The organism is Vibrio sp. 5S239, from assembly GCF_041439575.1.
GTDB lineage: Bacteria > Pseudomonadota > Gammaproteobacteria > Enterobacterales > Vibrionaceae > Vibrio > Vibrio kanaloae.
In genome coordinates this window covers 33212-58390 of the sequence record NZ_JBGOOM010000015.1, presented here as the reverse complement: position 1 = coordinate 58390, position 25179 = coordinate 33212, and the positions used below count along the sequence as shown (strand labels likewise).

Annotated in this window: 22 protein-coding genes; 8 read left to right on the top strand and 14 right to left on the bottom strand. The window is 44.4% G+C overall.

Annotation, left to right across the window (positions count from 1 at the left end; all coding sequences use genetic code 11):
* Positions 1-94 precede the first annotated feature (94 nt).
* The 8 genes from sucD to sdhC all read right to left on the bottom strand — a co-directional run bounded on the left by sucD (position 95) and on the right by sdhC (position 9711).
* Positions 95-967, bottom strand: coding sequence for a succinate--CoA ligase subunit alpha (sucD, locus tag ACED48_RS12950; RefSeq protein ID WP_004734209.1), 873 nt, complete (start codon positions 965-967; stop codon positions 95-97).
* Positions 967-2133: an ADP-forming succinate--CoA ligase subunit beta gene (sucC, locus tag ACED48_RS12945; RefSeq protein WP_010436793.1), complete on the bottom strand. Its 1167-nt coding sequence runs from the start codon at positions 2131-2133 to the stop codon at positions 967-969. Before sucC ends, sucD begins: the two co-directional genes overlap by 1 nt.
* A 206-nt stretch (positions 2134-2339) precedes the next feature.
* Positions 2340-3548, bottom strand: coding sequence for a 2-oxoglutarate dehydrogenase complex dihydrolipoyllysine-residue succinyltransferase (odhB, locus tag ACED48_RS12940; protein ID WP_017056410.1), 1209 nt, complete (start codon positions 3546-3548; stop codon positions 2340-2342).
* Positions 3549-3569: 21 nt separating this feature from the next.
* On the bottom strand, positions 3570-6386 hold the full coding sequence (sucA, locus tag ACED48_RS12935) for a 2-oxoglutarate dehydrogenase E1 component (protein ID WP_017056409.1): 2817 nt from the start codon (positions 6384-6386) through the stop codon (positions 3570-3572).
* Between the two features lie 98 nt (positions 6387-6484).
* The gene (locus ACED48_RS12930; protein ID WP_017056408.1) at positions 6485-7198 is read right to left on the bottom strand and encodes a succinate dehydrogenase iron-sulfur subunit; all 714 of its coding nucleotides are present in this window, start codon (positions 7196-7198) and stop codon (positions 6485-6487) included.
* 12 nt (positions 7199-7210) lie between these two features.
* Positions 7211-8977, bottom strand: coding sequence for a succinate dehydrogenase flavoprotein subunit (gene sdhA, locus ACED48_RS12925; protein WP_017056407.1), 1767 nt, complete (start codon positions 8975-8977; stop codon positions 7211-7213).
* Positions 8978-9325: a succinate dehydrogenase, hydrophobic membrane anchor protein gene (gene sdhD / locus ACED48_RS12920; RefSeq protein WP_017056406.1), complete on the bottom strand. Its 348-nt coding sequence runs from the start codon at positions 9323-9325 to the stop codon at positions 8978-8980. It abuts the gene before it with no gap.
* Positions 9319-9711: a succinate dehydrogenase cytochrome b556 subunit gene (gene sdhC, locus ACED48_RS12915; protein WP_019820486.1), complete on the bottom strand. Its 393-nt coding sequence runs from the start codon at positions 9709-9711 to the stop codon at positions 9319-9321. The genes sdhD and sdhC overlap by 7 nt, the downstream gene beginning before the upstream one ends.
* A 417-nt stretch (positions 9712-10128) precedes the next feature.
* Here sdhC and ACED48_RS12910 point away from each other — a divergent pair, with 417 nt between their 5' ends.
* Positions 10129-11418 carry a citrate synthase gene (locus ACED48_RS12910; protein ID WP_017056404.1) on the top strand — a complete coding sequence of 430 codons (1290 nt, stop codon included), beginning with the start codon at positions 10129-10131 and terminating at the stop codon, positions 11416-11418.
* 136 nt (positions 11419-11554) lie between these two features.
* Here the strand turns inward: ACED48_RS12910 and ACED48_RS12905 are convergent, their stop codons facing one another.
* Positions 11555-12313: a Nif3-like dinuclear metal center hexameric protein gene (locus ACED48_RS12905; protein ID WP_017056403.1), complete on the bottom strand. Its 759-nt coding sequence runs from the start codon at positions 12311-12313 to the stop codon at positions 11555-11557.
* 107 nt (positions 12314-12420) lie between these two features.
* On the opposite strand from ACED48_RS12905, the gene ACED48_RS12900 reads away from it, so the two are divergent.
* Complete coding sequence (locus ACED48_RS12900; protein ID WP_017056402.1) at positions 12421-13179, top strand: DUF1853 family protein; 759 nt, start codon at positions 12421-12423, stop codon at positions 13177-13179.
* 113 nt (positions 13180-13292) lie between these two features.
* Here ACED48_RS12900 and pgm read toward each other — a convergent pair whose 3' ends face one another.
* A complete protein-coding gene (gene pgm / locus ACED48_RS12895) occupies positions 13293-14939 on the bottom strand; it encodes a phosphoglucomutase (alpha-D-glucose-1,6-bisphosphate-dependent) (protein WP_017056401.1) in 1647 nt (548 codons plus the stop codon).
* Between the two features lie 91 nt (positions 14940-15030).
* Positions 15031-15570, bottom strand: coding sequence for a replication initiation negative regulator SeqA (seqA, locus tag ACED48_RS12890; protein WP_017056400.1), 540 nt, complete (start codon positions 15568-15570; stop codon positions 15031-15033).
* A 93-nt stretch (positions 15571-15663) separates the two neighbouring features.
* Here seqA and ACED48_RS12885 point away from each other — a divergent pair, with 93 nt between their 5' ends.
* From ACED48_RS12885 to fldA, 3 genes are all read left to right on the top strand, one after another.
* Positions 15664-16425 carry an alpha/beta fold hydrolase gene (locus ACED48_RS12885; protein ID WP_017056399.1) on the top strand — a complete coding sequence of 254 codons (762 nt, stop codon included), beginning with the start codon at positions 15664-15666 and terminating at the stop codon, positions 16423-16425.
* Positions 16426-16533: 108 nt separating this feature from the next.
* A complete protein-coding gene (locus ACED48_RS12880; RefSeq protein ID WP_017056398.1) occupies positions 16534-16752 on the top strand; it encodes a DUF2788 domain-containing protein in 219 nt (72 codons plus the stop codon).
* 58 nt (positions 16753-16810) lie between these two features.
* Positions 16811-17344: a flavodoxin FldA gene (gene fldA / locus ACED48_RS12875; protein ID WP_017056397.1), complete on the top strand. Its 534-nt coding sequence runs from the start codon at positions 16811-16813 to the stop codon at positions 17342-17344.
* A gap of 94 nt (positions 17345-17438) precedes the next feature.
* Here the strand turns inward: fldA and ACED48_RS12870 are convergent, their stop codons facing one another.
* The gene (locus tag ACED48_RS12870) at positions 17439-17948 is read right to left on the bottom strand and encodes a DUF4442 domain-containing protein (protein ID WP_017056396.1); all 510 of its coding nucleotides are present in this window, start codon (positions 17946-17948) and stop codon (positions 17439-17441) included.
* 207 nt (positions 17949-18155) lie between these two features.
* Between ACED48_RS12870 and fcrX the strand changes: the two genes are divergently transcribed.
* Complete coding sequence (gene fcrX, locus ACED48_RS12865) at positions 18156-18605, top strand: ferric iron uptake transcriptional regulator FcrX (protein ID WP_004734226.1); 450 nt, start codon at positions 18156-18158, stop codon at positions 18603-18605.
* 168 nt (positions 18606-18773) lie between these two features.
* Here fcrX and glnS read toward each other — a convergent pair whose 3' ends face one another.
* Complete coding sequence (gene glnS / locus ACED48_RS12860; RefSeq protein ID WP_017056395.1) at positions 18774-20441, bottom strand: glutamine--tRNA ligase; 1668 nt, start codon at positions 20439-20441, stop codon at positions 18774-18776.
* A gap of 302 nt (positions 20442-20743) precedes the next feature.
* Positions 20744-22303, bottom strand: a complete 1560-nt coding sequence (gene nagE / locus ACED48_RS12855; RefSeq protein ID WP_032547903.1) for an N-acetylglucosamine-specific PTS transporter subunit IIBC — start codon at positions 22301-22303, stop codon at positions 20744-20746.
* Between the two features lie 473 nt (positions 22304-22776).
* Here nagE and nagA point away from each other — a divergent pair, with 473 nt between their 5' ends.
* On the top strand, positions 22777-23913 hold the full coding sequence (nagA, locus tag ACED48_RS12850; RefSeq protein ID WP_017056393.1) for an N-acetylglucosamine-6-phosphate deacetylase: 1137 nt from the start codon (positions 22777-22779) through the stop codon (positions 23911-23913).
* Between the two features lie 2 nt (positions 23914-23915).
* A complete protein-coding gene (locus ACED48_RS12845) occupies positions 23916-25130 on the top strand; it encodes an ROK family protein (RefSeq protein ID WP_017056392.1) in 1215 nt (404 codons plus the stop codon).
* Positions 25131-25179: the final 49 nt, after the last annotated feature.

Here is a 25179-nt window from a genome sequence, read left to right as displayed (position 1 = left end):
AGAACCGCTCACAAAAGAAAAAGGCTTGGTCAGTGACCAAGCCTTTTTAATATCATTCAATTAACTTCTATCTCAATCGATAAAAGCCAGCTGATTACCAACCTGTGATTTCACGTAGGCCTTTACCGATGTCAGCAAGAGACTTAACTGTCTTAACACCTGCTGCTTCTAGTGCTGCGAATTTATCTTCAGCAGTACCTTTACCGCCAGAGATGATTGCGCCTGCATGGCCCATACGTTTACCCGGAGGAGCAGTAACACCAGCGATGTAAGAAACAACTGGCTTAGTTACATTCGCTTTGATGAACTCAGCCGCTTCTTCTTCCGCAGTACCGCCGATCTCACCAATCATTACGATTGCTTCAGTTTCAGGGTCTTCTTGGAAAAGCTTTAAGATATCAATGAAGTTAGAACCTGGGATAGGGTCACCACCGATACCAACACACGTAGACTGACCAAAGCCTTCATCTGTTGTTTGCTTAACTGCTTCGTACGTCAGAGTACCGCTGCGAGATACGATGCCTACTTTACCCTTCTTGTGGATATGGCCAGGCATGATACCAATCTTACACTCGTCTGGAGTGATAAGACCTGGACAGTTAGGACCGATCATGCGAACGCCAGTTTCTTCTAGCTTCACTTTAACGTCGATCATATCTGTTGTAGGGATACCTTCAGTGATCGTTACGATCAGTTCGATACCTGCATCAATCGCTTCTAGGATTGCATCTTTACAGAAAGGAGCTGGTACGTAAATAACTGTTGCAGTTGCGCCAGTTACTTCTACTGCTTCACGTACTGTGTTGAATACTGGAAGGCCTAGGTGAGTTTGACCACCTTTACCAGGTGAAACACCACCAACCATTTGCGTACCGTATGCGATAGCTTGGTCTGAGTGGAATGTACCTTGACCGCCAGTGAAACCCTGACAGATTACTTTAGTGTCTTTGTTAATTAATACAGACATTATTTAGCCTCCGCAGCAGCAACAACTTTCTGAGCAGCATCTGTTAGAGATTCAGCTGCAATGATATCAACATCAGAATTAGCAAGTACTTCGCGACCTAGGTCTGCGTTTGTACCTTCTAGACGAACAACGACAGGAACTGTTACGCCTACTTCTTTAACTGCACCGATAATACCTTCAGCGATCATGTCACAACGAACGATGCCACCGAAGATGTTTACTAGTACTGCTTTAACATTGTCATCAGAAAGGATGATCTTGAATGCTTCAGCTACACGTTCTTTTGTCGCGCCGCCGCCTACATCAAGGAAATTTGCTGGCTTGCCGCCGTGTAGGTTTACGATATCCATCGTACCCATCGCAAGGCCTGCACCGTTAACCATACAGCCAACGTTGCCATCTAGTGCTACGTAGTTCAGTTCCCACTGTGCTGCGTGTGCTTCGCGCTCATCTTCTTGAGATGGATCGTGCATTTCACGCAGTTTTGGCTGACGGTACATTGCGTTTGAGTCAATGTTGATCTTGCCGTCAAGACAAAGCAGGTTGCCTTCGCCAGTAATTACAAGCGGGTTGATTTCTAGTAGGGCTAGGTCGTACTGAGAGAACATTTGGCCAAGACCCATGAAGATCTTAACGAACTGTTTGATTTGATCGCCAACTAGACCAAGTTTGAACGCCAGTTCACGGCCTTGGTAAGCTTGAGGGCCCACTAGAGGATCGATCGCTGATTGGTGAATCAACTCTGGAGTTTCTTCAGCGATTTTCTCAATGTCCACACCGCCTTCAGTTGACGCCATGAATACAATTTTGCGCGTTGCACGGTCAACAACAGCACCTAGGTAAAGTTCGTTAGCAATGTTTGATGCTTCTTCAACTAGGATCTTTGTTACAGGCTGACCATTAGCGTCTGTTTGGTAAGTCACTAGGTTTTTACCTAGCCACTTTTGTGCAAACTCTTTAACGCCTTCTTTCGTGTCATGTAGCTCTACGCCGCCTGCTTTACCGCGGCCACCAGCGTGTACTTGACACTTAACGACTTTCTTGGCTGTACTGATACGACCTGCAGCTTCGAAAGCTTCTTGTGCAGTATCACATGCGAAACCTTCTGGTACAGGCAAACCGAATTCTGCAAACAGCTGTTTGGCTTGGTATTCATGCAAATTCATTTTGATATTCCGTTTATTTTCCCTTAAGGGATTATTATTTCCATAACGACACAGTTTCCTGTGTTACGTCTGTAGGGTCTTCTCAAATCAACTGCTGTCCATTTTCTAATGGCTTTACAGTTCAATTGAAGGCCAGACGTTGAGCAGCCTAGCCTTTGAAACTTTTTACGTCTAGCTAACGGGGTTAACTAGACGTTTTAGCGATACTAAACGTCTAATAGCAGACGTGCAGGATCTTCTAGAAGCTCTTTGATGGTCACTAGGAAGCCAACTGATTCACGACCATCAATTAGACGGTGGTCGTAAGAAAGCGCTAGGTACATCATTGGTAGAATCTCTACCTTGCCATCAACAGCCATTGGACGGTCTTGGATTTTGTGCATACCCAAAATTGCCGCTTGAGGCGGGTTGATGATTGGCGTAGACATTAGAGAACCAAAGACACCACCGTTTGTGATAGTGAAGTTACCGCCCATCAGTTCATCAACAGTTAGCTTGCCGTCACGGCCTTTGATCGCTAGCTCTTTGATGCCTTTTTCGATATCAGCGAAACCTAGTGTGTCACAGTCTTTCAGTACTGGAGTCACTAGACCACGTGGCGTAGATACCGCCATGCTGATGTCGAAGTAGTTGTGGTAAACGATATCGGTACCATCGATAGAAGCGTTCACTTCTGGGAAACGCTTCAGTGCTTCTGTTACTGCTTTCACGTAGAAAGACATGAAACCAAGACGCGTATCGTGACGCTTCTCGAATTGGTCTTTGTACTGCTTACGAAGGTCCATGATTGGCTTCATGTTCACTTCGTTGAAAGTCGTCAGCATTGCTGTGCTGTTTTTCGCTTCTAGAAGACGGTTTGCAACTGTCTTACGTAGGCGAGTCATTGGCACGCGTTTTTGGCTGCGAGCCGCTGCTGGCGCTTCAACTGCTGGTGCAGATGCTGCTGCAGGAGCCGCTTTCGCTGCTGCTAGGTGTGCGTCGATGTCTTCACGAGTAATACGACCACCCACACCAGTGCCTTTAACGTCAGCTGGTTGTAGGTTGTGCTCAGCAAGCAGGCGACGAACAGCTGGGCTTAGTGCGTCGTTGTTCTCTTCTGTTAGCGCAGCTTTATGGCGCTTATCAGGAGATGCTTCTGTATCTTCAGTGGTGTCTTTCGTTGGTTCACCAGCGACAGCACCCGGCTTGATTTTAGCCAGAAGCTGCTTCGAAAGTACCGTAGCACCCTCTTCTTCGATGATAGCTTCCAGAACACCCGCTTCAGGAGCTGGTACTTCTAGAACTACTTTATCTGTTTCGATATCTACAATGACTTCATCACGTGCAACCGCTTCGCCCGGTTTTTTGTGCCAAGTAGCAACTGTTGCATCAGCCACAGATTCAGGTAAATCTGGAACCAGAATTTCAATTGTCATGTGCGTATTTTCCTTTTACTTCTAGTTCTTAAGTAGGGTCAAAGCGTCGTCAACTAACGCTTTTTGTTGTTTCAAGTGTACCGACATATAGCCAACAGCTGGTGATGCTGATGCAGGACGACCTGCGTATTGAATATCAGCACCTACTGGGATAGCAGCTCGGAAATTATGTTGGCTACTGTACCAAGCACCTTGGTTTTGTGGCTCTTCTTGACACCAAACGTAATCGACTACATTTGTGTACTGTGCGATAGCAGCTCTCACATCCTCATAAGGGAACGGGTAAAGTTGCTCAATACGTACAATAGCGACATCGTCTTGCTCGTTCTTACGTCTTTGGTCAAGCAGGTCAAAGTAAACCTTACCTGAACAGAACACGACGCGTTTTACGTTCTCAGGAACCAGATCATCGATTTCTGCGATAGCTGGTTGGAACGTGCCTTCTGCTAGGTCTTCCATAGAAGAAGTACACAGAGGATGACGAAGCAATGATTTTGGTGACATTACAATCAGAGGACGACGCATTGGACGAACAACCTGACGACGGATCATGTGGTAAACCTGAGCCGGTGTTGAAGGTACAACAACCTGCATGTTTTGTTCAGCACATAATTGAAGGTAACGCTCAAGACGAGCAGAAGAGTGCTCAGGGCCTTGGCCTTCATAACCGTGAGGAAGTAGCATTGTTAGACCACATAAACGTGCCCACTTTTGCTCACCTGACGAGATAAATTGGTCGATAACCACTTGTGCACCGTTTGCGAAGTCACCGAATTGTGCTTCCCAAAGCGTTAGACCACCGGGCTCTGCTGTCGCGTAACCATACTCAAACGCCAGTACAGCTTCTTCAGATAACACGGAGTCAAACACTTGGAATGGCCCTTGTTTATCATGAATGTTCTCAAGAGGAACATAAGTGCTAGCATCAGATTGGTTGTGCAGTACTGAGTGACGGTGGAAGAAAGTACCACGACCAGAATCTTGGCCAGAAATACGAATACGCTTCCCGTCGTCGACCAGTGTTGCGTAAGCTAAAGTTTCAGCCATACCCCAATCGACTTGCTTCTCACCATTCACCATAGCAATTCGATCGTTGTACAGTTTATTTACTCGGCTTTGCAGCTTATGGCTGTCTGGGTATTGGCAAAGTTTGTTACCAAGCTCTTTCAGACGCTCGAGATCAACTTTGTTATCCCACTCAATATTCCAGTCGTGCCCTAGATAAGGGGACCAATCTACTGAATGAAGAGCCATCGGACGCCACTCTTTAACCACGACTTCACCGTGATCAAGAGCATCACGATATTCGTTAACGAGTTGCGTAGAAGTATCGATACCAAACTCACCACGCTCCATCAACACGTCTGCATAAAGCTTGCGTGGTGTTGGGTGCTTCTTGATTTTTTGATACATCAAGGGCTGTGTTGCATTCGGCTCATCGGCTTCGTTGTGACCGTGGCGACGGTAACAAACCAAATCAATAACAACATCACGTTTGAACGTATTTCGGTAGTCTAATGCAAGGCGAGACACAAATGCCACCGCTTCTGGATCATCCGAATTAACGTGGAAAATAGGCGCCTGAACCATCTTTGCAATATCAGTGCAGTACATAGTCGAACGAGTATCGCGAGGATTAGATGTTGTAAAACCAACTTGGTTATTTACAACGATACGAACCGTACCGCCTACACAGAAACCACGAGCTTGAGACATGTTAAACGTCTCTTGTACCACACCTTGGCCAGCAATAGCAGAATCACCGTGGATAGTAATTGGAAGTACACGGCTGCCATCTTTATCGTCTAGGCGATCTTGGCGAGCACGTACTGAACCGATAACTACCGGGTTTACGATTTCTAAGTGAGATGGGTTAAATGCTAATGCTAAGTGAACGTTGCCGCCTGGTGTTGCGAAGTCCGCAGAGAAACCTTGGTGGTATTTCACATCACCGGTTCCCCATGTGTCGTCGTGCTTACCCGCAAATTCGTCAAATAGGTCTTGTGGCTTTTTACCTAGCACGTTGACCAACATATTTAGACGACCACGGTGAGCCATACCAACAACGACTTCACGCATGCCTTGTCCACCAGCATGACGAATAAGTTCCTTCGTCATTGGGATCAACGCATCACCACCTTCCAATGAGAAGCGTTTTGCACCTGGGAACTTAGCACCAAGATAGCGCTCAAGACCTTCAGCAGCGGTTAGCTCTTCTAGGAAAGCTTGCTTTTCTTCTTTATCGAAGGAGGGTTGACCAGAAACAGACTCTAAACGTTGTTGAATCCAACGTTTTTGCTCTGTATTCGTCATGTGCATGTATTCAGCACCAATCGAACCACAATAAGTTTGCTTTAGAGATTTGTAGAGATCTTTAAGTACCATCGTCTCTTGGCCAATGGCGTAAGATCCGACGTTAAACGTCTCATTGAGGTCATCTTGGGTAAGAGTGTGGAAAGAGGGATCCAGTTCAGCGACTGTATCTCTTTTCCATAAACCTAGGGGGTCTAAATTTGCAGCTTGATGCCCTCGGAATCGATAAGCATTGATAAGTTGCAGAACCTTTACTTGTTTCGCATCGACATCTGGATCACTAACTTGGACATTGTAATGCTTTGTTTCTTGAGCGAGTCGACGGAAGTATTCACGAATGCGAGAGTGTGGTTGTTCCACCGTTTCTGAAGCTTGCACAGGCAATTCTTCGAAAACACTTCTCCATTCGTCACTTACCGAGTCGGGGTCACTTAGATACAGTTCGTAGAGTTCTTCTACGTACGTTGCATTGGCGCCAGCCAAGTGTGAAGACTCGAGCCATGCCTTCATCACGCCGTTGTGCATATTTTCCCTTAACCAGTAGTTTTCACGTTTGCTGCGGTCTATGCCGAGCTATTAAAAGGCCGCCCCAAAGCTTCTAGGGCGGCAATTTTTTATATCACTTAAACCGAGCGATTCACTAACATGGTCTTGATGTGACCAATCGCTTTCGTCGGATTTAATCCCTTAGGACAAACACTTACACAATTCATTATGCCATGGCAACGAAAAACGCTAAATGCATCATCAAGATCGGACAAACGTTCGTCTGTCGCAGTATCTCGGCTATCAATTAGCCAGCGGTACGCCGCCAGCAGGCCTGCTGGCCCGATGAATTTATCAGGGTTCCACCAGAATGATGGGCAAGATGTTGTACAACATGCACACATGATACATTCGTACAATCCATCTAAGTGCGCACGTTCCTCAGGACTTTGTAAGTTTTCGCGTGCCGGTGGTACATTGCCATCAGACACTAGGAATGGTTTCACTTTCTCGTAGTTATCGTAGAACTGAGTCATGTCAACAATCAGGTCACGAACAACAGGCAAGCCAGGCAATGGACGAATAACAATCTTGTCTTGGCCAGAAAGCGCAGACAACGGCGTAATACACGCTAGACCGTTCTTACCATTCATGTTCAAACCATCCGAACCACATACACCTTCACGGCATGAGCGACGGAATGAGATGGTTGGATCTTGCTCTTTTAACAGAATAAGCGCATCCAAAAGCATCATGTCTGAACCTTCATCCACCTCTAAGGTATATTCCTTCATATAAGGCTTCTGATCGACATCTGGATTGTAACGGTATAAAGAGAAATTCAGTTTCATGGTCATATCTCCTTAGTACGTACGTGCTTTAGGTGGGAACGCTTCACGATGGATAGGTTCCATATTTACACCACGCTTAGTCATGCTCTCTGACTCTGGATTGTAAAGAGAGTGGCATAGCCATTGCTCATCATCACGGTCAGGGAAATCGAATCGAGCGTGTGCACCACGGCTCTCTGTACGGAAGTTTGCAGCAACAGCCGTTGCGAATGCCGTTTCCATCAAGTTTTCAAGCTCTAGACACTCGATACGTTGAGTGTTGAACTCTGTAGACTTATCAGATAGGTGTGCATTATTCAGACGCTCGCGAATTGCTTTAAGCTCTTCTAGGCCTTCAGCCATTGCTTTGCCTTCACGGAATACTGAGAAGTTGTTCTGCATACATTGCTGAAGATCTTTACGGATTTGCGCTGGATCTTCGCCGTCTGTGCTGTTTTCCCAACGGTTGTAACGCTCTAGTGAACGCTCAATGTCAGCTTCAGTTGCAGGCTTAGCTTCGTCTTGCTTCTTCAGTGTCTCACCTAGGTGTAGACCTGTCGCACGACCAAATACCACTAAATCAAGCAGTGAGTTACCACCTAGACGGTTGGCGCCATGTACTGATACTGATGCGATTTCACCACAAGCAAATAGGCCCTGGATTTCAACATCGCTTCCGTCTTCCGTTTGCTTAATAGCTTGACCAGAAACTTGTGTTGGAACACCACCCATCATGTAGTGGCATGTCGGGATTACTGGGATTGGCTCTTTCACTGGATCAACGTGAGCAAAGGTACGAGAAAGTTCACATACGCCAGGAAGACGAGATTCAAGTGTCTCTTTACCTAGGTGATCAAGCTTAAGCTTGATGTGCGGACCCCAAGGGCCATCGCAGCCGCGACCTTCACGAATTTCAACCATCATTGAACGAGCAACAACATCACGACCCGCTAAGTCTTTAGCGTTTGGTGCATAACGTTCCATGAAGCGTTCGCCATCTTTATTGAGAAGGTACCCCCCCTCACCACGGCACCCTTCTGTTACCAATACACCTGCGCCAGCGATACCCGTTGGGTGGAACTGCCACATTTCGATGTCTTGCATAGGAACGCCAGCACGAATCGCCATACCAACACCGTCACCAGTGTTAATGTGTGCATTGGTTGTTGATGCGTAGATACGACCAGCACCACCAGTCGCAAGGATTGTTGCCTTCGCTTTGAAGTAGCAAACTTCGCCCGTTTCCATACAAAGCGCGGTTGTACCTAAGATTGCACCATCTTCGTTCTTAACAAGATCCAGTGCATACCACTCAGAGAAAACCGTCGTTTTGTGCTTAATGTTTTGTTGGTAAAGTGTGTGAAGCAGTGCGTGACCAGTACGGTCGGCTGCAGCTGCGGTACGAGCCGCTTGCTCACCACCAAAGTTTTTAGATTGTCCACCGAAAGGACGCTGGTAAATAGTACCGTTCTCGAAACGAGAGAAAGGTAGGCCCATTTTTTCAAGTTCGATTACCGACTCAGGACCGTTTTTACACATGTATTCGATAGCGTCTTGGTCACCGATGTAATCAGAACCTTTAACGGTGTCGTACATATGTTGTTCCCAATGGTCTTCGTGCGCGTTACCAAGAGCAACAGTGATGCCGCCTTGTGCTGAAACCGTATGAGAACGAGTAGGGAAAACTTTAGAAAGCAATGCACAAGATAGGCCTTGCTCAGAAATTTGCAGTGCGGCACGCATACCTGCACCACCAGCGCCGATAACTACGGCATCAAACTCACGAACAGGAATAGTCACTTACGCACCCCACAAAATAAACAGACCAGAGAAGAAATATCCAAGAAGAACTGCAACAACACCGACTTGAAGACCAACACGCAGTTTTGCGCATTTGATGTAGTCAGTTAGTACTTGCCATAATCCGATCCACGCGTGAACCAAAACAGAAGTAAGCGCTAACATGGTGAATACTTTAGTGAAGGTTCCACCAAAGAATTGAGTCCAAGATACGTAAGAGATATCACCAGAGAAAGCACAGAAGCTCACTAGGTAGATAGTGTAAAGAGTCATAATGATGGCAGTTGCACGAATAAGTAGATAATCGTGAACACCATTACGACCAAAAGTGGAAACGTTGTTTACCATACTAAGATCCCCGCTAATAGAGACAATACCGCTGTTGCTGCGAATGCAACCTTAGCGCTCTTAGCGCCAGACTCCAGCTCTTCAAAGTGACCTAAGTCCATAAGAAGGTGACGAATACCACCAGCAATGTGGTAAGCCAAAGCGGTTAAAATGCCCCACAGAATAAACTTCACGAAGAAACCATCGACAATGTCGCTAGCTTCCATAAAGCCTACTGGGGATGAGAGGGAAATGGATAGTAACCAAAGCAAAATTCCAATCGCGACAAAAGTTATCACCCCAGACACACGGTGTAGGATGGAAGCTATTGCTGTGATCGGAAAGTGGATGGTCTGTAAATCTAAATTAACAGGTCTTGTCTTTCTTTCTTTCACGGGCTTGCTCACTCAGCTCCATTGAGCATTATGGTCATTAAATAACCTTATGATATTGTTATGGACAAAATTTGATCGCAAACCTTCAAAATTTAACATTAACTTAACAAATAACTGAAGTTGAGCCTTAGATAATTGTAAAATATTTGTTAATCGCTAGACTAAGAAAGCCACCTCACATTTCTTCTTAGCCTTTCGTTTATAAGGTTTTAACCAAACTTTTCAGCGCCACTATACGGCTGGCAACATTCTAATACAATTGACGTAACAAATAATGCTACACAGACCAGACTTTTAACGAATTTAATCTAAAAAACACTAACAAGTGCACACAAAGCTGCAGAAAAATTGACTTTCTCACGTAAGACCAGTAAAAAAACGGCACATAAACATCCTGGATGGATTAAATAATAAACAAAGGAGATTGTTATGGCGGATAAGAAAGCGACCCTTCACATTGAAGGTCAAGCGCCAATCGAGCTGCCGATTACAGAGGGTGTACTCGGTACGCCTGTGATCGATGTTCGAACACTAGGTTCTAACGGTTTTTTCACTTTTGACCCTGGTTTTCTTGCCACTGCATCCTGTGAGTCTCAAATCACTTTTATTGACGGTGGAAAAGGTATTCTTTTACATCGTGGTTATCCAATAGACCAACTTGCCAATAACGCTGATTACTTAGAAGTGTGTTATATACTTCTTTACGGTGAAGCCCCATCTCGAACTCAGTACGAAAAGTTCAAGACTACCGTAACACGTCACACTATGGTGCATGAGCAAATTGCTAGTTTCTTCCACGGTTTCCGCCGTGACGCTCACCCTATGGCTGTAATGTGTGGTGTTGTAGGCGCTCTAGCAGCGTTCTACCACGACTCACTTGATATTCACAACGACACACACCGTGAAATTGCGGCTTACCGCTTGATTTCAAAAATGCCAACACTGGCCGCAATGTGTTATAAATATTCAATCGGTCAACCGTTTATCTACCCACGTAACGACCTAGGTTACGCGGAAAACTTTTTACACATGATGTTTGCAAATCCATGTGAAGAGTATGAAGTGAATCCTATCGTTGCTCGTGCTATGGATAAGATCTTGACCCTACACGCAGATCACGAACAGAATGCTTCAACGTCCACTGTACGTCTGGCTGGTTCATCGGGTGCTAATCCGTTTGCGTGTATCGCAGCTGGTATCGCATCACTTTGGGGCCCAGCTCACGGTGGTGCAAACGAAGCTTGTCTGCGTATGCTTGAAGAGATCGGTAGCGTAGATCAAATTGAAGAATACGTTGCGAAAGCAAAAGATAAAGATGACCCATTCCGTTTGATGGGCTTTGGTCACCGTGTTTACAAAAACTACGATCCACGTGCAACAGTAATGCGCGAAGCATGTCACGAAGTACTTAAAGAGCTAAATATTCAAGATCCACTACTTGACGTAGCCATGGAACTTGAACGTATCGCTCTTTCTGATGAGTACTTTGTTTCTAAGAAGCTATACCCGAACGTAGATTTCTACTCAGGTATCATTCTGAAAGCAATTGGCATTCCAGTATCTATGTTTACGGTAATCTTTGCGATGTCTCGTACTGTCGGCTGGATTGCACACTGGAACGAAATGCACAGCGATCCGACGAATCGTATCGGTCGCCCTCGTCAGTTGTATACTGGTCAAGAGCAGCGTGATTTCCAAGCGATACACGAACGCGAATAGTAAGGTTTCGACTTTTCTAATCAATTGAAATCAAAAAGGGTTGATGTATTAACATCAACCCTTTTTTGTATACCAGTATTTCGTATCACTTCAATGAAGGTACAAATATCCAGAGAGTTACAACCTCTAAATGTGGCTATACTGGGTTATCAATATCGATAAATTCAACATCTATACCATGTTCGTTTGCTAGCCACTCACCTAATGCCTTTACACCATAGCGCTCTGTTGCGTGATGACCTGCAGCGAAGTAATGAATATCTTGCTCACGAGCTGAGTACGTTGTGCGCTCTGAAATTTCACCAGAGATAAAAGCATCAATACCTTGAGACGCGGCAAGTTCAATGTAATCTTGACCGCCACCAGTGCACCAACCCACAGTGGTAATCAGTTTGTCTTGGTTTTCAGGAGCGATATGCAGTGGTTTACGACTCAGAGCTTGGTTGACTTTATCTGCAAGCTCTGCACCTGTCATTGGCGCTTTCAACTTACCAAACATAGCAACCGATTGTGGGTGCCCTTCTAAGCCTCCTTCTATCTCAATATCGAGTAGCTCAGCTAGCTTGGCGTTGTTGCCAAGCTCAGGATGAATATCGAGAGGTAAATGATAACCAAAAAGGTTAATGTCATTTTTAATCAGAGTGCGAATGCGCTTGCCTTTCATACCGCGAATGGCTTCTGACTCACCTTTCCAAAAGTAACCATGATGAACTAACAAAGCATCGGCACTCAATTCTACCGCTTTATCAATCAGTGCTTGAGAAGCTGTTACACCAGTTACAATTCGCTTCACTTCAGAAGCACCTTCTACTTGAAGACCATTAGGACAGTAATCTTTAATCTGCTGTGGCTGAAGTTTTTCGTTCAGTAGCTTTTCTAATTGTAAGTTATTCATTTTTATTTCCAGCTTACCTTTATAATAACGCCGTTATATCAATTTACGGGTAGAATGTCGAAAGCCCCAGGGTTATGTTTATAAAGAGCTATGTTTATGAGGAAAAGATGACAGCACTGCAACGTTTTTACCAATGGGTTATCGACTCGCCACCGTTACTGGAAATCAAACCACCCGTTTCTGATCTCAAGGGCTTCTCAGGCCCTCATACTATCGATTCATCACATACATATAATGGTAACCCTAGGTTAGGTTTCCTCTACCAGCACCTATGTGAACAAGTTATCGGTGCTTCGGATAATTATTCGATCAAGTACGATGAGATTCAGATTAATGTTGAAGGTAGAACACTAGGTGCTATCGACTTTATTCTCGAAGAAGAGAGCAGCCAAAAACTGCAACATTGGGAAGTGGCGATTAAGTTTTACCTACTTCATGAACAAACATGGTTTGGTCCTAACGCTCATGACCAATTAGATAAGAAGCTCGATAGGATGTTGAGCCACCAATTGGGTATGTCGTCTTCAACGGCCTTTGTTAAGCAATATCCAGAGATCGATGTCGACTCAAAACATCTCCTCATGCAGGGTCGTCTATATACCAACCCCTTCTTAGATCAAAAAGTACCTACTGAATGTTTGGGTTACGACATTAATTCAAGCCAAGTAAACGGTTTTTGGTGCTATCAAAACCAAGCCCATTTAATCTCTGAAGTACTCTACCCTCTCACCAAAGAGCAATGGGCAGCTGGCACTGATGACTTCACCTGTGAACCTCTTACTGAGTTTGGTGATCGCTTCGTTCACGGACAAACCAAGTCTGGGCAGTTCTGGTTTGTGATGCCACCAAGTTGGCCACACGGCTAATCCATTGAGTTGACTTAGTCTTAGCCACTTACTCACAGACAAATAAAAAGGGCTGATGCTTTCACATCAACCCTTCTACTATTTATTTGGTGACTCTAGTAATCGAGATTTGATTATAGACCAGCGGCAGCAAATACTTGGTTAACTATCTCTTGAGCTTCTGCTTCGATTGCTTTTAGGTGATCTTCACCTTTAAAGCTTTCACAGTAGATCTTGTAGATGTCTTCCGTGCCTGATGGACGAGCAGCAAACCAACCGTTCTCTGTCGTCACTTTTAGGCCGCCAATCGCAGCGCCATTACCTGGAGCATGCGTTAGGCGCGCAGTAATTGCATCACCAGCAAGCGTCTCAGCTGAAACCATCTCTGGAGATAGCTTCTTAAGCACGTCTTTTTGTGCGCCATTGGCTACTGCTTGAATACGGTTGTACTTAGATTCACCGTGTTTAGCAGCAAGTTCTTCGTAGTATTCTTGTGGGTTCTTACCAGTAACTGCTGTGATCTCAGCCGCAAGTAGACAAAGAATCAGTCCATCTTTATCTGTTGACCAAGGCGTACCGTCTTTACGTAAGAAAGATGCACCTGCACTCTCTTCACCACCGAAACCAAACTGACCGTTATAAAGGCCATCAACGAACCATTTGAAACCAACTGGCACTTCGCAAAGCTCGCGACCTAAATTAGCAACAACGCGGTCAATCAGAGCGCTTGATACCAGTGTCTTACCAACAGCAACATCTTTGCCCCAACCTTCACGGTTACGGTATAAGTAGTCAATACATACTGCTAGGAAGTGGTTTGGATTCATTAAGCCTTTTGGCGTAACAATACCGTGGCGATCGTAATCAGGGTCATTACCAAACGCTAGTTGATAGTCATCTTTAAGCGCCAGTAAACCTGCCATCGCGTACGGAGAAGAACAATCCATACGAACCACGCCATCTTTATCTAAAGACATAAACTGGAACGAAGGATCAACGGCTTCACTTACCAAAGTAAGATCTAAGTTGTACGCTTTACCTATTTGACGCCAGTAATCGATACCGCTGCCACCTAGTGGATCAACACCAATTTTGATGTTTGCTTTCTGAATCGCTTCCATATCAACCACGTTAACCAAATCAGCAACGTATGGGGCAACGAGATCTACTTCCTTCACTAACTCGGACTGTTTAGCCTGTGCGATAGGAGTGCGCTTAACACCCTGCATTTGCTCAGCGATAATAACGTTCGCGCGATCTTCAATCGCTTGAGTTAATTCAGCTCCAGCAGGACCACCGTGTGTCGGGTTGTATTTGATACCGCCGTCTTGAGGAGGATTATGTGAAGGTGTGATAACAATGCCGTCAGCTTTTTTATCATTCGCTAGGTTGTGCGTAAGGATCGCGTGCGAGACACCTGGTGTTGGAGTAAAGCCATTTTTTTCTTGAATAATAACTTCAACACCGTTCGCTACAAGCACTTCGATAACAGTAGAAAACGCAGGCTCAGATAGAGCATGAGTATCTTTACCTAAGAAAAGTGGGCCTGTTGTCCCCTGCTCGGCACGAACCTCAGCAACTGCCTGTGCAATCGCTAGAATGTGATTTTCGTTAAATGTTGATTTGTCTGCGGTACCACGGTGGCCAGAAGTACCAAACGATACTTTATGATCTGGGTTGTTAGCATCCGGTTGCTGTAAGAAATAGTTAGCCACTAAAGCCGGAATATTATGAAGATCTTCCTGCTGAGCTTTTTGCCCAGCACGAGGGTGCATAGCCATTTTAGACATCCTTATATATAAAATTTAAAAACAAAAAAACCTCATAATATCTACTTATCCATGGATATTATGAGGTTTAAATCAGGTTTCGTTAAATTGAACCTGTTACTTTTTCTATCAATTCTGCTTGAAAACTCATACGGCTCATAAGCTGCTCAACCATCTGTCTTTTACGGCTAGTGTTGTTATTAGTAATAACCCAAAAAGGACTTTGTGGGATGGCCTTAGGCTTAGTTGTATTGCCATTTTCTAGCAAAGTCGCTTCGTTATCTGCAAAGTAAACACGCTTGCGGCCTTTTACTTGAGTTGCTTCTGAAAAGCTTTCAGGGTCGATTTTATGCAGTGTCGATAACACCAGCATGAAACGATCAATGGCTTTCTTTAGTGACGCAAACTCATCTGATATTAGTAGTGAGCGCATTTCTTTAACGCCATCGACCTTCTCTGGAGTAAAGCCGACTTCTTTGCTAACAACGATACCTTTTGGCTCAACGATCTCTTCGATCGGAGCCATACCTTGGCTATCAACCTGTAACAAGCGGCGCAGAATATCTGAAGCGCTTTCGCCAATACGTTCTGTCTGACCCGCAATAAAACGGTATAGGTCTTCATCAACCTCAATTGTTTTCATTCGCTTTTCACAATCTCAATGTTTAAACTCTGGGGGATTATAGCGAGATCCGCGCGGATACTCTACGTCAAACCCACCATGAATAAGATAAAAATGTCAGTACAGCTCAACTATAAAATTGAAGGTGAGGGTCACACCATTGTTTTGATCCATGGATTATTCGGTAATCTGGACAACCTTGGCTTACTCGCTAGGGATCTAAAAGCCGATCATCAGGTGCTTAGTGTCGATCTACGCAACCACGGTCAATCTTTCCATAGTGACACTCACAACTATCAAGCGATGGCACAGGATGTCGCTCAATTGTTGAATGATCTTGAGCTACAAGATGTCACTGTCATTGGGCACTCAATGGGAGGCAAAGTAGCGATGGCACTGACAGAGCACCTTACACTGCGCAAGTTAGTTGTCTTAGACATGGCACCTGTCGCCTACACAAAAAACCGCCATGACAACGTCTTCGCTGGCCTGCAAGCTGTGATCGAAGAACAACCGACCTCTCGCTCAGAGGCGCTAAAGGTTCTCGCAAAACATATCGAGATTGATGGCGTTCGTCAGTTCTTGACCAAATCTTTGTTTAAATCAGAGCAAGGGGTTATGGAATGGCGTTTCAATGTTGCGTCACTGCTCGCTAATTACTCGCAGATCATTGGTTGGAAACCTATTGATAAAACGTCGGTCAAAACCTTGCTGATAAAAGGTGGGGATTCTGATTACCTCACGGCTGAACATCAAACTGCTGTTCAGCAGCAATTTTCTAATGCGAAAGCTCATGTCATCGCAAACACGGGGCACTGGCTGCATGCAGAAAAGCCAGCCGAAGTACTCAGAGCAATCAGAAAGTTCATCGCTTAAGTACTCTTTTTCATGCAGATAAATGAGAACTGTGTAATCAGTGTAGATTAACTTTATCTCACAACAGTGATATAGTGCGCCCAAGCAAAATTGGTATATAAGGTTCCCATGCTTTACGACTACATGAACATCATTGAATCTGTTGGTTTAGATCTCCTATTTGCCGCGATTTTCTTTTTGATCGGTATGGCAATTAGAGATGTTCTAAAGCAGGGAAACGTCCCTGTATTTGGTCGTCGCATCGTATGGTTAGTACTTTTCCTTGGTTGTGCAGGTTTTATCGCCAAAGGGATAATCCAACTAAGCTGGGAAGGAACAGGGATCTAATGACTCCCTTCCGAACTTTATTACACCGACAACAGACAAAATGAAAGGTAATGATTCTATGGCAAGTGTAGGTCTCTTCTTTGGTAGCGATACAGGTAACACTGAAGCTGTTGCTAAGATGATTCAAAAGCAATTGAGCAAACAACTCGTTCACGTTCAAGACATTGCAAAAAGCAGCAAAGAGGATATCGATAACTTCGATCTACTGCTGCTTGGTATTCCTACGTGGTATTACGGCGAAGCTCAATGTGATTGGGATGATTTTTTCCCAGAACTAGAAGCAATTGACTTCTCAACCAAACTTGTTGCTATCTTCGGTTGTGGCGACCAAGAAGATTACGCAGAGTACTTCTGTGATGCTATGGGTACTGTCCGTGACATCGTAGAAGCGAAAGGTGGTACGATCTTAGGTCACACATCAACTGAAGGCTACGAATTTGAAGCATCAAAAGGTTTAGTTGAAGGTGACGACAGCCAATTCGTTGGTCTATGTATTGATGAAGATCGTCAACCAGAGCTAACCGATGAGCGTGTATCTAACTGGGTTAAACAAATCCACGAAGAGATGTGCCTTGCAGAGCTAGAAGACTAATCCTCTAACGGTTGTTAATTGTTACAATTAATTACAACTATATAGATAATGAAAAACCTCCTAAATGGAGGTTTTTCTGTTTAATACTCAAAGACTAACATTCCGCTTCTAAGGCTTTATCGTCATCTTCTCTAAATTGTGGCTTCTTCCTTACATACAAGGTTCGCTGGATTTCTGATACCACATTCCCCTGTTTATCTTTTACATAGATAATGAATTCTGGGAAACACTTTTCTCCAAGCTGCGTCTGCCGATAAATCTCATCAAGTTGTCCTTGGCTTATCTCAAAGTCTGCATACAAGTCAGATTGGCCAGGCTTGATAAAGTTAATGCTCGCTTCCTTATCCCACACATAGTATCTCTCACCTAAAATTCCCATTAACATCAACGAGTAAACCGGATCGGTTAAGGAGAAGATACTACCTCCATATTGAGTACGATTGGCATTTTTATTCCACCAACGCAGCTTGAGCACCGTCTTTACTACCCTGAAATCAGAGCTAATATGGGCTATCTTAATACCAGCGCCCCAAAACGGAGGCCAAACATTGAGTGCGAACCTTACAATGCTTGGTTTATATATTCTTGCAAGTTGCTTGTTCATGACAACATTCCATGTTCACATTAGAAATCCCGCGACCGTTACTGGTCTTACCTCCACTATAAGTGAGATACTTCCAATTTACAAAACAGATTGTGATGCTGGATAGAAACCCTTATAAGTTCGTGGTTTATTGTTATGCCTGACTAAACTATAATGGTATTAATATTGAATACTGTTAATTGCTGCAGATCATCAACAGGAAAGTATATGTCAGACAACAATCAAGCGCTAAAAGATGCTGGTCTTAAAGTGACCCTCCCAAGGCTCAAAATTTTAGAAGTATTACAACAACCAGACTGCCAACATATTAGTGCTGAAGATTTATATAAAAAGCTGATCGACCTAGGTGAAGAGATCGGGCTTGCGACCGTTTATCGAGTGCTTAACCAATTCGATGACGCTGGCATTGTAACTCGCCACCACTTCGAAGGCGGTAAGTCTGTATTTGAACTTTCAACACAGCATCACCATGACCACCTAGTGTGTCTAGACTGCGGTGAAGTTATCGAATTCTCTGATGATCTTATCGAAGAAAGACAAAAAGAAATCGCTCAACGCTACAACGTACAGCTAACTAACCACAGTTTGTATCTGTATGGTAAAAGCATCACTGGGGATTGCAAAGGCAACCCAGACGCACATAAAGCGAAGAAGTAACAAAGAACGCTGGCTAGGCCGGCGTTTTTTATTTGGGCTCATGCGGTAGTAAGATTCACATCAGCTTGACCCACAATTTGTTATTTTATCCAGATACAAAAAAACCGGCTCTAAGCCGGTTTTTTATTAATCGCATCTTGAGAAACTAAGCTTTGAGAAACAGAGCTATTAAGCTTCAGCTTTACCCCAAGTGTCACGCAAGCCAACTGTACGGTTGAATACTAGCGCGTCTGCTTTAGAGTCTTTCGAATCTACGCAGAAATAACCGGTACGTTCAAACTGGTACGCTTGCTCTGCCACGCCTTCAGCTAAGCTAGGCTCAACAAAACCGTTTAGCGTAACCAGAGATTCAGGGTTCAGCGTTGCTGCAAAGTCGTCAGCAGCGGCTGGGTTTGCCACTGTGAATAGACGATCGTATAAACGAATCTCAGCAGGCAGTGCTTTATTAGCTGATACCCAGTGGATAACGCCTTTCACTTTACGGCCATCTGCAGGGTTCTTACCCAGAGTTTCGTTATCGTAAGAACAGAAGATGGTCGTAATGTTACCTTCTGCATCTTTTTCGATACGTTCTGCTTTGATCACGTAAGCGCCACGTAGACGAACTTCTTTACCTAGAACCAAACGCTTGTACTTCTTGTTTGCCTCTTCACGGAAGTCATCACGCTCAATCCAAACTTCACGTGTAAATGGTACTTCACGAGTACCCATTTCCGGCTTATTTGGGTGGTTTGCAACGGTTAGCGTTTCTACTGTATCTGCTTCGTAGTTCTCGATCACTACCTTCACAGGATCCAGAACAGCCATCGCACGAGGTGCATTTTCATTCAGGTCATCACGAATACAAGATTCAAGCGAACCGAACTCAATCATATTCTCTTGCTTCGTTACACCAATACGCTTACAGAATTCACGAATCGAGCTTGGAGTAAACCCGCGACGACGTAAACCAGAGATAGTAGGCATACGAGGGTCATCCCAACCTTGAACTAGATTCTCAACCACAAGTTGGTTCAGCTTACGCTTAGACATCACTGTGTATTCAAGATTCAAGCGGCTAAACTCATACTGGCGAGGTTGGCTGTCAATCGTAATGTTATCTAACACCCAGTCGTACAAACGACGGTTGTCTTGGAATTCAAGAGTGCAGATAGAGTGAGTAATACCTTCCAACGCATCAGAAATACAGTGAGTGAAGTCGTACATTGGATAAATGCACCACTTGTCACCTGTCTGATGGTGGTTAGCAAAACGAACACGGTAGATAACAGGATCGCGCATCACCATGAATGAAGAGCTCATGTCGATCTTAGCACGTAGACACGCTTTGCCTTCTTCGAAACCACCGTCACGCATTTTTTCAAACAACGCTAGGTTCTCTTCAGGGCTGCGGTCGCGGTATGGGCTCGCTTTACCTGGCTCTTTTAGCGTGCCACGGTACTCACGGATTTGATCAGGACTTAGCTCGTCAACATACGCTAAGCCTTTATTAATTAATTCCACAGCATAAGCGTAAAGCGTATCGAAGTAGTTTGATGAGTAACAAATATCACCAGACCATTCGAAGCCTAACCAACTTACATCATTCTTAATTGACTCAACGTATTCAACGTCTTCTTTTTCAGGGTTTGTATCATCGAAACGAAGATTACATTGTCCCTGGTAGTCCTGAGCAATACCAAAGTTCAAGCAAATAGATTTAGCGTGACCAATGTGCAGGTAGCCATTTGGCTCCGGCGGGAAACGAGTATGCACGCTACTGTGTGTACCATCAGCTAAATCTTTATCAATAATTTGGCGAATGAAATTCGATGGACGAGCCTCAGCTTCACTCATCTATAGCACCTCTATGTATTTAGTATTGTCAGAGAAAGTTATCTTCCGCCTCCAAGAAAACGCTCGCTTGTAGCGCCAGTCAAAGGTAGAAAGATCATTGTTGCTAATCATCCACAATTCTTTGCCTTTGCACAATAAGAACCGTCCGTTAATTGTGATTATTTCTACTATTCGGTAAAGAATAGAACGAACCTTGTTCACCGAACTTAAATCACAGGCACAAAAAAGCCTCCCATGTGGGAGGCTTTCAATTTGACACTTACTTAAGAGTAACTTTACGTCTTAATTAAGTACTTCCCTTACTATGGAAGTTTTACATCAGATAGGTCTTCGCCTGCACCGATAGCTTTCATTTCGCCAGCTACGATTTCAGCTAGTGGGCCTAGGATAACCTGTAGGTTGTTTTCACCTAGTTTAACCACACCTTTAGCACCTAGTTTCTTAAGAACAACTTCATCTGCAACAGAGCGGTCTTTAAGAGTTAGACGTAGACGAGTGATACAAGCGTCGATTGAAGTTAGGTTGTCGTGACCACCTAGAGCTTTCAGGTATTGACGTGCAAGGTCGCCCTTTGGTGCATCGCCAACAGGAGCAGCAACAGCTTCGTCATCATCTTCACGACCTGGCGATTTCAAGTTGAAAGCGCGGATTGCGAAAGAGAAAGTGAAGAAGTATAGAGCACCGAAGCCAAGACCGATTAGTAGTAGTACGAATGGTTTAGTTGCTAGACCCCAGTTCAATACGAAGTCGATAAGACCAGCAGAGAAACCGAAACCGTGCAGAGTACCAAACATGTTAGCAACGACTAGAGACAGACCTGTAAATACAGCGTGCATTGCGTATAGAGCAGGAGCAAGGAATACGAACATGAATTCTAGCGGCTCTGTGATACCTGTTAGGAATGAACAGAATGCAACTGAGAACAGTGCACCACCAACTTGGCTACGCTTTTCAGCAGGAGCAGCTAGGTACATTGCAAGTGCTGCACCTGGTAGACCGAACATCATTACTGGGAAGAAACCGTTCATGAATACGCCAGCGCCTTTATCGCCGCCGAAGAAACGGTGTAGGTCGCCAGATTTAACAGTTTCAGTCACTTCTTTAACTACAGTAGTGATTTCTGGAGTTACAGAGTTAGCGAATGTGAATGTGTGCTCTTGGCCAACAACTAGAGTTTTAGCAAGCGCTGGGTCAACACAAAGTTGAGTGATGTTAGCGAATGCGCCTTGACCAGCAACGATGATTTCTTGACATGTACCCATACCAAACCAGAAGTATGAGTTCAATACGTGGTGTAGACCTACAGGGATAAGTGCACGGTTAAGCGTACCATAAACGAATTGGCCGATAGCGCCAGACGTTGAGACAGCATGAGCTAGCGTATCTAAACCGGATTGAACTCCAGGCCAAACCACACCAGATACAGCACCAGCAACAAGTGCAAATAGACCAGCCATAATCGGAACTAAACGTTTACCCGCAAAGAATGCCAGCCACTCAGGAAGACGTGTCGCATGAAAAGCATTGTAAGAGTGACCTGCGATGATACCCGCGAAGATACCGCCAAAGAATGACATGTTAACGTCTGCGTTAATTGTCGTTGCTGTCGCTGTTAGTACAAAATAAGCCACAGCGCCAGCAAGACCTGCAGCACCGTTACCGTCTTTAGAAAGACCAATTGCGATACCTAGACCAAATAGCAATGGTAGGTTACCGAAGATAGCGCCACCAGCTTGAGCCATAAATGGAATATCAAGTAGATCGCCTTGACCTAAACGTAATAGAAGCGCCGCAATCGGAAGCGTTGCGATAGGTAGCATTAACGCCTTACCTAACTTCTGTGCATATCCTAAAATATTCACCAGTTGTTTCCCCCTATAGGATTTTTAGAATTCGTTTGAGAAACTTATTTTAGTCGCTCAATTTAGTCCTTTTCAGTGTATTCAATTAATTTTGCCCCGCAAATTAAAACCTTACCATTTGTGATCCTAATCACCAGTTTTTACCAAATCCAGAGGTTTTTGCTAGCGAGATCATAAAACTTATTTTATCATTCAAAAAATGGGTATTTATAGATAAGATTTAAATCTAATTCATAGTTGGAAAAGAGGGGGCTATTCGTATATCTAGCCATGTGAATAACAGTTAACGTTCAATATTAATGTATGGCTAACATTTAATTAAACCTTAAATTTCAAAGCTTTGAGTTAACTTCATTTTTAAATCTGTTTGACCATAGGGAATAAATCGTTATGTAAATGATGCCTGCAAACTAAGTCCACATTTACGTAACGAAGAAATTTTAAAGATCTCACGAAATAAGGATTAGCTGACTATGTACGCGCTAAGTAACTGTAAAATTTACACAGGTAGTGATGTTCTCACTGATCATGCTGTTGTAATCGAAAACGAACTAATCAAAAAAGTCTGTCCAATCTCTGAAATTCCAGAAGGCATTGAGATTCGCGACCTAAATGGTGCGAACCTAAGCCCGGGTTTCATTGACCTACAACTGAACGGTTGTGGCGGTGTAATGCTGAACGATGAGATCACTGCTGACACAATGCAGATCATGCACAAAGCAAACCTGCAATCCGGTTGTACTAGCTTCCTTCCAACGCTAATCACTTCATCAGATGAAGACATGCGCGCCGTTATCACGGCAGCTCGCGAGTACCACAACCAATACCAAAACCAATCTTTAGGCTTGCACCTTGAAGGTCCGTACCTAAACGTTGCTAAGAAAGGCATCCACAACGTAGATCACATTCGTAAATCCGATAGCGATATGATTGAGCTTATCTGTGAGAACAGCGACCTTGTTGCAAAAGTAACACTAGCTCCCGAGCTTAACGACCCTGAACATATCGAGCGTCTACACAAAGCTGGCGTAGTAGTTTCTATAGGTCACACCAACGCAACTTACGCAGAAGCGCGTCAAGGTTTTGAATCAGGTATTACCTTCGCCACTCACCTATTCAACGCAATGACTCCGATGGTTGGTCGTGAACCAGGCGTTGTTGGTGCGATTTACGATACCCCTGAGGTTTACGCCGGTATTATTGCTGACGGCTTCCACGTTGATTACGCTAACATCCGAATTGCGCATAAAATCAAGGGAGAAAAGTTGGTATTAGTGACGGATGCCACAGCTCCTGCAGGTGCTAACATGGAATACTTTATTTTTGTCGGTAAGAAAGTATATTACCGTGATGGTAAGTGTGTTGATGAAAACGGCACACTGGGCGGCTCAGCTCTGACTATGATTGAAGCAGTTCAGAATACAGTTGAGCACGCTGGTATCGCTTTAGACGAAGCTCTCCGCATGGCTACGCTATACCCAGCTACAGCTATTGGTGTAGAAAGTAAGCTAGGTCGAATCAAAAAAGGCATGGTCGCAAACCTCGCTGTATTTGACCGAGACTTTAACGTTAAAGCGACTGTTGTTAACGGACAATACGAGCATAATTAAGTATGAATGGCGGACAAATAGGTAACGTAGACTTAGTTAAACAACTAAACAGTGCAGCGGTATATCGACTAATAGACCAACAAGGGCCTATCAGTCGTATACAAGTGGCAGATGTAAGCCAACTCGCACCGGCAAGTGTTACAAAAATTACCCGCCAACTTTTAGAACGCGGCCTAATTAAAGAGGTAGCGCAACAAGCGTCTACTGGCGGTAGGCGCGCTATTTCTCTAACTACAGAAGTAGAACCTTTTCATTCCATTGCTGTACGCTTAGGGCGAGACTACATTCAAGTGAGCCTTCATGATCTAGGTGGTCGTGAATTGGCTTTTCAGCAGCAAGACCTTGATTATTCAGATCAATCAGACCTGACCCAAGGTTTGCTCAATAATTTGAAGACTTTCATTGCAGAACATCAACCAAAGATCGACCAACTGATTGCCATTGGTATCACTCTTCCTGGCTTGGTGAACCCTACGACAGGCGTCGTTGAGTATATGCCAAACACGGATATCGATAACCTAGCATTGAGCGACATTATTCGCGACACATTCCATGTGGCTTGCTTTGTTGGCAATGACGTTAGAGGGATGGCGCTTGCCGAACACTATTTCGGTGCAAGTAAAGACAGCCAAGATTCGATCTTAGTGAGCGTTCACCGTGGTACTGGAGCTGGCATTATCGTTAATGGCCAAGTCTTCCTTGGCCACAATCGTAACGTTGGGGAAATTGGCCATATCCAAATTGATCCCCTAGGTGAACAGTGTCAGTGTGGTAATTTCGGTTGTCTTGAAACAGTAGCTGCGAACCCTGCGATTATTGAACGAGTACAGAAACTGATTAAGCAAGGCTATAAGTCTTCTTTAACAGAACTTGAACATATTACTATTCAAGATGTTTGTGACCATGCTATCAACGGTGACGAACTGGCCAAGCAGAGCTTAGTTCGCGTAGGGAACCAATTAGGTAAGGCTATCGCAATGACGATTAACTTATTTAACCCTCAAAAAGTGATCATTGCCGGTGACATTACGAAGGCACAAGAGGTTGTTTTCCCTGCAATTAAGCGCAATGTAGAGAATCAGTCTTTAACGACTTTCCATAGCGGCTTACCTATTGTAGCATCGCAGATCGACAAACATCCTACGATGGGAGCTTTTGCCATGATTAAGCGCGCTATGCTCAACGGCGTGTTACTTCAAAAGCTACTCGAAGACTAAAGAAAACCATTCTGATTTTCCGCGGGCCGTGTTTGTATGAACACGGCCC

Bases quoted from the DNA above. Each gene is read 5' to 3' on its own strand.
- sucD (WP_004734209.1), bottom strand. From the start codon at position 967: ATGTCTGTATTAATTAACAAAGACACTAAAGTAATCTGTCAGGGTTTC.
- sucC (WP_010436793.1), bottom strand. From the start codon at position 2,133: ATGAATTTGCATGAATACCAAGCCAAACAGCTGTTTGCAGAATTCGGT.
- odhB (WP_017056410.1), bottom strand. From the start codon at position 3,548: ATGACAATTGAAATTCTGGTTCCAGATTTACCTGAATCTGTGGCTGAT.
- sucA (WP_017056409.1), bottom strand. From the start codon at position 6,386: ATGCACAACGGCGTGATGAAGGCATGGCTCGAGTCTTCACACTTGGCT.
- ACED48_RS12930 (WP_017056408.1), bottom strand. From the start codon at position 7,198: ATGAAACTGAATTTCTCTTTATACCGTTACAATCCAGATGTCGATCAG.
- sdhD (WP_017056406.1), bottom strand. From the start codon at position 9,325: ATGGTAAACAACGTTTCCACTTTTGGTCGTAATGGTGTTCACGATTAT.
- ACED48_RS12910 (WP_017056404.1), top strand. From the start codon at position 10,129: ATGGCGGATAAGAAAGCGACCCTTCACATTGAAGGTCAAGCGCCAATC.
- ACED48_RS12905 (WP_017056403.1), bottom strand. From the start codon at position 12,313: ATGAATAACTTACAATTAGAAAAGCTACTGAACGAAAAACTTCAGCCA.
- ACED48_RS12900 (WP_017056402.1), top strand. From the start codon at position 12,421: ATGACAGCACTGCAACGTTTTTACCAATGGGTTATCGACTCGCCACCG.
- pgm (WP_017056401.1), bottom strand. From the start codon at position 14,939: ATGGCTATGCACCCTCGTGCTGGGCAAAAAGCTCAGCAGGAAGATCTT.
- seqA (WP_017056400.1), bottom strand. From the start codon at position 15,570: ATGAAAACAATTGAGGTTGATGAAGACCTATACCGTTTTATTGCGGGT.
- ACED48_RS12885 (WP_017056399.1), top strand. From the start codon at position 15,664: ATGTCAGTACAGCTCAACTATAAAATTGAAGGTGAGGGTCACACCATT.
- ACED48_RS12880 (WP_017056398.1), top strand. From the start codon at position 16,534: ATGCTTTACGACTACATGAACATCATTGAATCTGTTGGTTTAGATCTC.
- fldA (WP_017056397.1), top strand. From the start codon at position 16,811: ATGGCAAGTGTAGGTCTCTTCTTTGGTAGCGATACAGGTAACACTGAA.
- ACED48_RS12870 (WP_017056396.1), bottom strand. From the start codon at position 17,948: ATGAACAAGCAACTTGCAAGAATATATAAACCAAGCATTGTAAGGTTC.
- fcrX (WP_004734226.1), top strand. From the start codon at position 18,156: ATGTCAGACAACAATCAAGCGCTAAAAGATGCTGGTCTTAAAGTGACC.
- glnS (WP_017056395.1), bottom strand. From the start codon at position 20,441: ATGAGTGAAGCTGAGGCTCGTCCATCGAATTTCATTCGCCAAATTATT.
- nagA (WP_017056393.1), top strand. From the start codon at position 22,777: ATGTACGCGCTAAGTAACTGTAAAATTTACACAGGTAGTGATGTTCTC.
- ACED48_RS12845 (WP_017056392.1), top strand. From the start codon at position 23,916: ATGAATGGCGGACAAATAGGTAACGTAGACTTAGTTAAACAACTAAAC.